The sequence below is a fragment of the Clostridioides sp. ZZV15-6598 genome (assembly GCF_020657705.1).
GTDB classification, from domain to species: Bacteria; Bacillota; Clostridia; order Peptostreptococcales; family Peptostreptococcaceae; genus Clostridioides; species Clostridioides difficile_F.
In genome coordinates this window covers 45,342-51,729 of sequence record NZ_JAGWCS010000018.1, presented here as the reverse complement: position 1 = coordinate 51,729, position 6,388 = coordinate 45,342, and the positions used below count along the sequence as shown (strand labels likewise).

At 29.9% G+C, this 6,388-nt stretch carries 7 protein-coding genes; all 7 read left to right on the top strand.

The window, feature by feature from the left end; translation table 11 throughout:
- Positions 1–122 precede the first annotated feature (122 nt).
- The 7 genes from KGF50_RS05640 (at position 123) to whiA (ending at position 6,264) form a co-directional block, all read left to right on the top strand.
- Positions 123–893: a formate/nitrite transporter family protein gene (locus tag KGF50_RS05640; protein WP_227847189.1), complete on the top strand. Its 771-nt coding sequence runs from the start codon at positions 123–125 to the stop codon at positions 891–893.
- Positions 894–1,166: 273 nt separating this feature from the next.
- A complete protein-coding gene (gene murB / locus KGF50_RS05635) occupies positions 1,167–2,081 on the top strand; it encodes a UDP-N-acetylmuramate dehydrogenase (protein ID WP_227847188.1) in 915 nt (304 codons plus the stop codon).
- Positions 2,082–2,084: 3 nt separating this feature from the next.
- The gene (locus KGF50_RS05630; protein WP_227847187.1) at positions 2,085–2,798 is read left to right on the top strand and encodes a PHP domain-containing protein; all 714 of its coding nucleotides are present in this window, start codon (positions 2,085–2,087) and stop codon (positions 2,796–2,798) included.
- 29 nt (positions 2,799–2,827) lie between these two features.
- Positions 2,828–3,685, top strand: coding sequence for an RNase adapter RapZ (rapZ, locus tag KGF50_RS05625; RefSeq protein WP_227847186.1), 858 nt, complete (start codon positions 2,828–2,830; stop codon positions 3,683–3,685).
- An 11-nt stretch (positions 3,686–3,696) separates the two neighbouring features.
- The gene (locus KGF50_RS05620; RefSeq protein WP_227847185.1) at positions 3,697–4,803 is read left to right on the top strand and encodes a gluconeogenesis factor YvcK family protein; all 1,107 of its coding nucleotides are present in this window, start codon (positions 3,697–3,699) and stop codon (positions 4,801–4,803) included.
- 68 nt (positions 4,804–4,871) lie between these two features.
- Positions 4,872–5,297, top strand: a complete 426-nt coding sequence (locus KGF50_RS05615) for an NUDIX hydrolase (protein ID WP_003416968.1) — start codon at positions 4,872–4,874, stop codon at positions 5,295–5,297.
- A 16-nt stretch (positions 5,298–5,313) separates the two neighbouring features.
- Positions 5,314–6,264 (top strand): DNA-binding protein WhiA, encoded by a 951-nt coding sequence (whiA, locus tag KGF50_RS05610; protein WP_227847184.1) that lies wholly within the window; start codon positions 5,314–5,316, stop codon positions 6,262–6,264.
- Positions 6,265–6,388: the final 124 nt, after the last annotated feature.

The following is a 6,388-nucleotide window of genomic DNA, read 5'->3' as shown; positions in this document are numbered from 1 at the left end:
GTATATATAAGCATATAGAATATTTTTTATATTAATAAAATTTATTATATATCATATTGTTATTATATAATTATTGCCATAAAAAGACAAGGAAAAGTATAATTTTTAAGGGGGAAGGATTTATGAGTAAAGGATTCTTGACACCTGGGGAAACTGCACAAGCAACTATAAGTGCAGGCATTAAAAAAGCAAACATTTCAACACAAAATGCAATTTTATTAGGTTTATTTGGAGGAGCATTTATAGGTTTTGGGGCATTGGGAAGCATGATAGTTAGTCAAACTTTTGGCAAAATAGACCCAGGAGTAGCTAGCTTTTTAAGTGCTATGGTATTTCCAGTAGGTCTTATGCTTGTAGTGGTAGCAGGGGCAGAGTTATTCACAGGAAATACTTTAATGCTTATTCCACTTATGGACAAAAAAATAACATTAGGAAAAATGCTAAGAAACTGGGGACTAGTTTATTTTGCAAATCTAGTAGGTTCACTCCTTTTAGTGGCGCTTGTATACTATTCTTCTACATTAACAGGGGATGCAGCTACAAAAGCAATAGCTGTAGCAGAAGCTAAAGTTAATTCAACGATAGTTTCAATGTTTTTAAAAGCAATACTTTGTAACATTTTAGTCGTTTTAGCTGTATGGATGGCTACAGCATCTCAAGACATAGTATCTAAGTTAGCTTCATGTTGGGCAGTAATAATGTTATTTGTGTTATGTGGATTCCAACATAGTGTTGCAAATATGTTTTTTATACCAATGGGAATGGTATTAGGAGCAGACATTACTATGGTTCAATTAATAACTAATTTGGTATTTGTAACGCTTGGAAATGTAGTTGGAGGTTCTATAATAGTTGGGGGAATTTATTATCTTTGCTATGTGAAAAATAGTTAGATAAATAATACGAATTAAATAGCCTTTTAAAGCATTGATATCAGCGATATTGATGCTTTTTTTAAATTATTTATGTTCTTTTATATGTTGTTATTTTTTTTTTTTTACTTTATTATATATTTATTGAATATAGTTTGGAATTAAAAAACTTAAAAATATGAAATCTGTATGATAAGCAAAATCATATATTATTGAATATAGTTAATACTATATATTAATATAATTTAGATAATAATGACAACTGAAGTTTAGTATAATTTGGGAGGAAATACAATGAATAATCAAGATATATATGAAAATTTATTAAATATATTAAGCAAAGATGATATAAAAATAGATGAACCTATGAAAAAACATATCTCATTTAGAGTGGGAGGACCAGCAGATATATTGGTTAGACCTAGAACTGAAGAGCAGTTAAAAAATGTACTTCAGTTAGTGAAAAAAGAATCTATTCCATATTTAATAATTGGAAATGGTTCAAATATTCTAATTAAAGATGGTGGAATAAGAGGCATAGTAATAGAACTTGCAGACAACTTTAATTCTTATGAGATAAAGGACACTAAAATAATTGCTCAGTCAGGAGCTTTATTATCTGTTTTAGGTAAAGCTCTTCAAAAACACGAATTAAAAGGATTTGAGTTTGCCTCAGGTATACCTGGAACATTAGGTGGAGCATTAGCCATGAATGCAGGAGCATATGGTGGTGAAATGAAAGATATAGTAAAATCAGTAAGATTAATAGATATGGAAGGAAATATCTTTGAACTGTCAAATGAACAGATGGAATTTGGGTATAGAAAAAGTATAATAGCGAAAAATGGATATATAGCTTTATCAGCAGAAATAGATTTGCAAAAAGGAAATTATGATGAAATAAAAAGTTTAATGGATGACTTAACAACAAGAAGAACAACTAAGCAACCATTAAATTTTGCTAGTGCAGGAAGTACATTTAAAAGACCAACAGGATATTTTGCAGGGAAGTTAATAGAAGAAACTGGACTAAGAGGACTTACTTTGAGAGGTGCTCAAGTATCTGATAAGCATTGTGGATTTGTGGTTAATTTAGGAGAAGCAAGTGCTAAAGATATTTTAGATTTAATATATGTTATAAAAAGTGCTGTATATGCCAAGTTTGGAGTTATGTTGGAAGAAGAAGTCAAAATACTTGGAGAGGATTAACAAATGAAAATATTGGCTGATTATCATACACATACATTATATAGTCATGGTAAGGGAACTATTGAAGATAATGTAAAGGTGGCCATTTCTAAAGGGATAAAGACAATAGGAATATCAGACCATAGTTACAAACATATTGCATATGGTGTAAAGACGAAAGATATTCATAAAATGAGAGAAGAAGTAAATTCTTTGAATGATAAATATAGTGATATAAATATACTTTTGGGTATGGAGTGTAACATATTAGATGATAAAGGTAATATAGATATGGATGACAAATTTATAAAAGAACTTGACTATATTATGGCTGGATACCATTTTGGTTCTACTCCCACATCATTTGGAAGTTTATTAAATCATTGTAATAACTATATTTTTAAAACTGAAAAAGCAAAAGAGTATAATACAAAAGCTGTAATAAATGCAATGAACAATAATGATATTTTTGTAATTACGCATCCTGGTGATAAAGGTGATGTATATATAGAAGAAATAGCAAAGGTAGCAAAAAAGACAGATACGAGGCTTGAAATAAATAGTAGCCATTCTTTTTTAAATGTAAAACAAATCAACGAAATAAAAGAAATAGGAAATAAATTTATAATAGGGTCAGATGCACATTGCCCAGAAAGAGTGGGTGATTTTAAACGAGCGATGAAAGCTGTATATGATTCAAATATGAATATATCATTAGTAGAAAATATTATACTGTAATAACCAAAGATAAAAAGGAGGAGTTAGCAATGAAATTTGTTATAGTTACAGGTCTTTCAGGGTCTGGAAAAAGTGAAACAATGAGAGCTTTAGAGGATATGGGATTTTATTGTGTAGATAATCTACCTCCTGCTTTGATAACTAAATTTGCAGAATTATGTTATCAACCAAATTCAAGTATTGATAAAGTTGCTCTAGGTATAGATATAAGAGGAAGAAAGTTTTTTGAAGCTCTTCATGAGAGTTTAAACTACTTGGAAAAAGAAAATTATGAATATGAAATGGTTTATTTAGATTGTGATGATGATGTATTATTAAAGAGATATAAAATGACAAGAAGAAATCACCCATTGGCGAAAGACATGCAAATTCCAGAAGGTATAAAAATGGAAAGAAAAATAATGGAGCCTTTAAAGGAATTTTCTACATGCATAATTGACACAACTAATATGAAACCGAAAGACCTTAAGGAAGAAATAAAGAAAATATACTCTTCTGGTGAAGAAAATCCTAATCTAACTATATCTGTAGTATCTTTTGGATTTAAACATGGTATACTTGCTGACGCAGATTTAGTATTCGATGTAAGATTTCTTCCTAATCCCTATTATGTTGAAGAATTGAGATCTAAAACTGGTGATGATAAAGAAGTTAGAGATTATGTCATGAATTCTAAAATTAGTGAAGAATTTTATGTAAAACTTTTAGATATGATTCATTTCTTAGTACCTCAATATATAGAAGAAGGAAAACAACATTTAGTAATTGGTGTGGGATGCACAGGTGGCAGACATAGGTCAGTTACTATAACAAATCTTATAGCGGAGGATTTATCTAATAAAGGATATAGAGTTGTAAAAAAACACAGAGACTCTATGTTACGATAATGGAGGCAAACATGGCTAAATTACTTATTATTGTAGGAATTTTAGGTTGGATTGCATTAATTGTATCGTTATTTATATATAAGAAAGCAAAAAATGAAAAAGTAAGGTTATTTCAGAGGTCTGTTATTGAAAATAGAGACCCCAATGTAGTAGTAATAGGTGGAGGAACTGGTCAATCAGTGTTTCTAAGGGGGCTTAAACATTCTACACAGAATATAACTGCAATTGTCACTGTTGCTGATGATGGTGGAGGTTCAGGAGTATTAAGAGAAGACTTAGGAATGCTTCCACCAGGAGATATAAGAAATTGCCTATTAGCACTTGCAAATATAGAACCAACTATGAATGAAGTTATGCAATATAGGTTTACAGAAGGACTTTTAAAAGGCCAAAGCTTTGGAAATCTATTTTTAGCTGCTATGAATGGATTATATGGAAACTTTGAAAAAGCTGTGTATAAATTAAGTGAGATTTTTGCTATAACAGGTAGGGTCTTGCCAGTAACACTAGAAGATGTAAACTTAGTTGCTAAATTAAAAAATGGTGAAATAATAAATGGTGAATCTAGTATACCTGAAGAATCAAAAAATCAAAAAAGCTCTATTGATGAAATTTTCTTAAATCCTAAAGATGTTAAACCATTAGGAGATGTTATTGCATCTATTTATGATGCTGATATTATAATTATGGGTCCTGGAAGCTTATATACGAGTATAATACCAAATCTACTTGTAGATGGTGTTGTAGACGCTATTAAAGCCTCTCTAGCACCAAAAGTGTATATATCAAATATAATGACTCAGCCAGGGGAAACAGAAGGATATAATGTATTAGAACATGTTAATGCGATAATAAAGCATACTGACAATAATTTGATAGATTATGTGATAGCAAATAACGAAATATTGCCAGAAGGAATGCTTGATTTATATAAACAAGATGGAGCAGAACAGGTTTTACTAGATAAAAAACAAAAAGATAAGCTAAAAGAGATGGGTATAAAAACTGTAGAAAAAAATTTAATTGAAATAAAAAATAATTATATAAGACATGATGCAAAATATATATCTAACATAGTTATTGAGTTAGCCCTAAATCATAATTACAACAAAAGTTAGTAAAAAAGGATTTTAAAAAAAAGTGTAGAAATCCTTATCATTATGTTAGTTTTAAGGAGTGAACATCGATGAGAGAAGAGGTTAGTGCTGGTGGTGTGGTCCTGTTTGGCAATACGATTCTTTTACTAAGGAAGTTCAATGGAGATTGGGTGCTACCCAAAGGAAAAGTAGAAGAAGGGGAAAATAACCAAGAGGCAGCGTTACGTGAAGTAAGTGAAGAAACTGGAGTAAAAGCAGATATATTGAAATATTTAGGTGAAATACACTATACATTCAAAGAAAACTGGGATGAAAATAGAGCAGTTCATAAAACAGTTTTTTGGTATTTAATGCAAGCGAAAAATATGGATACTATTCCACAAAAAGAGGAAGGCTTTATTGATGCTAAATTTATCCATCTAGATAGAGTGGTAGACCTAGCTAGGTATGATGATGAAAAGGAGATAATAAAGGTTGCCTTACAAGAAATAAAAAAAAGGTTAAAGAAAAATTAGTTAATGGGTGATATATATGTCTTTTTCAACTGAAACCAAAAATGAACTAGCGAGAATTGTATCTGAGAATGAATGTTGTAATATAGCTGAACTGTCAGCTCTAGTTAAATCAGGGGGAAGTATACAAATTGTTGGATATAAAAAACTAAATTTAAAAATAACAACAGAATTAAACTCAATAGCCCGTAAAGTCTTTAAGTTATTAAAAAAGAATTTCAGCATAAATACGACAATTTCTGTAAATAAAAATCAAATGTTAAAGAGAAATAATAGTTATGTGTTAATGGTAACAAATGAAATGGGTTCAGAAATGTTATTAAAAAAGTTAGGTGTATTGGAAGAAAAAGAGGGATTTTTTACTATAAATAGAGTTCCAGAAAGTTTGGTTAAACATGAGGCATGTAAAAGAGCCTTTATAAGAGGAGCTTTTCTTGGTGGAGGTTCTATAAGTGACCCAGAAAAAAACTATCATATGGAATTTGTAACTAACAATGAGGATTTTGCAGAGTCATTAAAAGAACTTATAAATTCTTTAGGCTTTAATAGTAAAATTGTGGCTAGAAAAAATAACTATGTTGTTTATCTTAAAGAGAGTGAACAAATATCAGATTTGTTAAGTATTATAGGAGGACACCACGCTCTTTTAAGTCTCCAAAATACTAAAATAGTAAAAGAAATGAGAAATAATGTAAACAGAATAGTGAATTGCGAGACAGCTAACCTTTCTAAAACAGTAAATGCAGCCGTAAGACAAGTAGAAAATATTAGACTAATACAAGAAACTATAGGGATTAGTAGCTTACCAGAAAATTTACAAGAAATAGCCAAGATTAGAATTGAGTATGAAGATATGACTCTCAAGGAGCTTGGAGAGATGTTAGACCCGCCAATAGGAAAATCTGGTGTCAATCATAGACTTAGAAAAATAGAAGAAATCGCAACAGACTTGAAAAAAAAATCATTATAATAAATTTGAGGGGACAATCTCAAAATAAGAATTAATTTCAACATATAGGGCTATAGGTGGAAGTTAATTCCTATTTTGAGATAAAAGTCTCTGTTTTTGTTTTAAGACATATATTTGTGGTAAA

Coding starts and splice junctions, on each gene's coding strand:
- KGF50_RS05640 (WP_227847189.1), top strand. CDS start 123: ATGAGTAAAGGATTCTTGACACCTGGGGAAACTGCACAAGCAACTATA.
- murB (WP_227847188.1), top strand. CDS start 1,167: ATGAATAATCAAGATATATATGAAAATTTATTAAATATATTAAGCAAA.
- KGF50_RS05630 (WP_227847187.1), top strand. CDS start 2,085: ATGAAAATATTGGCTGATTATCATACACATACATTATATAGTCATGGT.
- rapZ (WP_227847186.1), top strand. CDS start 2,828: ATGAAATTTGTTATAGTTACAGGTCTTTCAGGGTCTGGAAAAAGTGAA.
- KGF50_RS05620 (WP_227847185.1), top strand. CDS start 3,697: ATGGCTAAATTACTTATTATTGTAGGAATTTTAGGTTGGATTGCATTA.
- KGF50_RS05615 (WP_003416968.1), top strand. CDS start 4,872: ATGAGAGAAGAGGTTAGTGCTGGTGGTGTGGTCCTGTTTGGCAATACG.
- whiA (WP_227847184.1), top strand. CDS start 5,314: ATGTCTTTTTCAACTGAAACCAAAAATGAACTAGCGAGAATTGTATCT.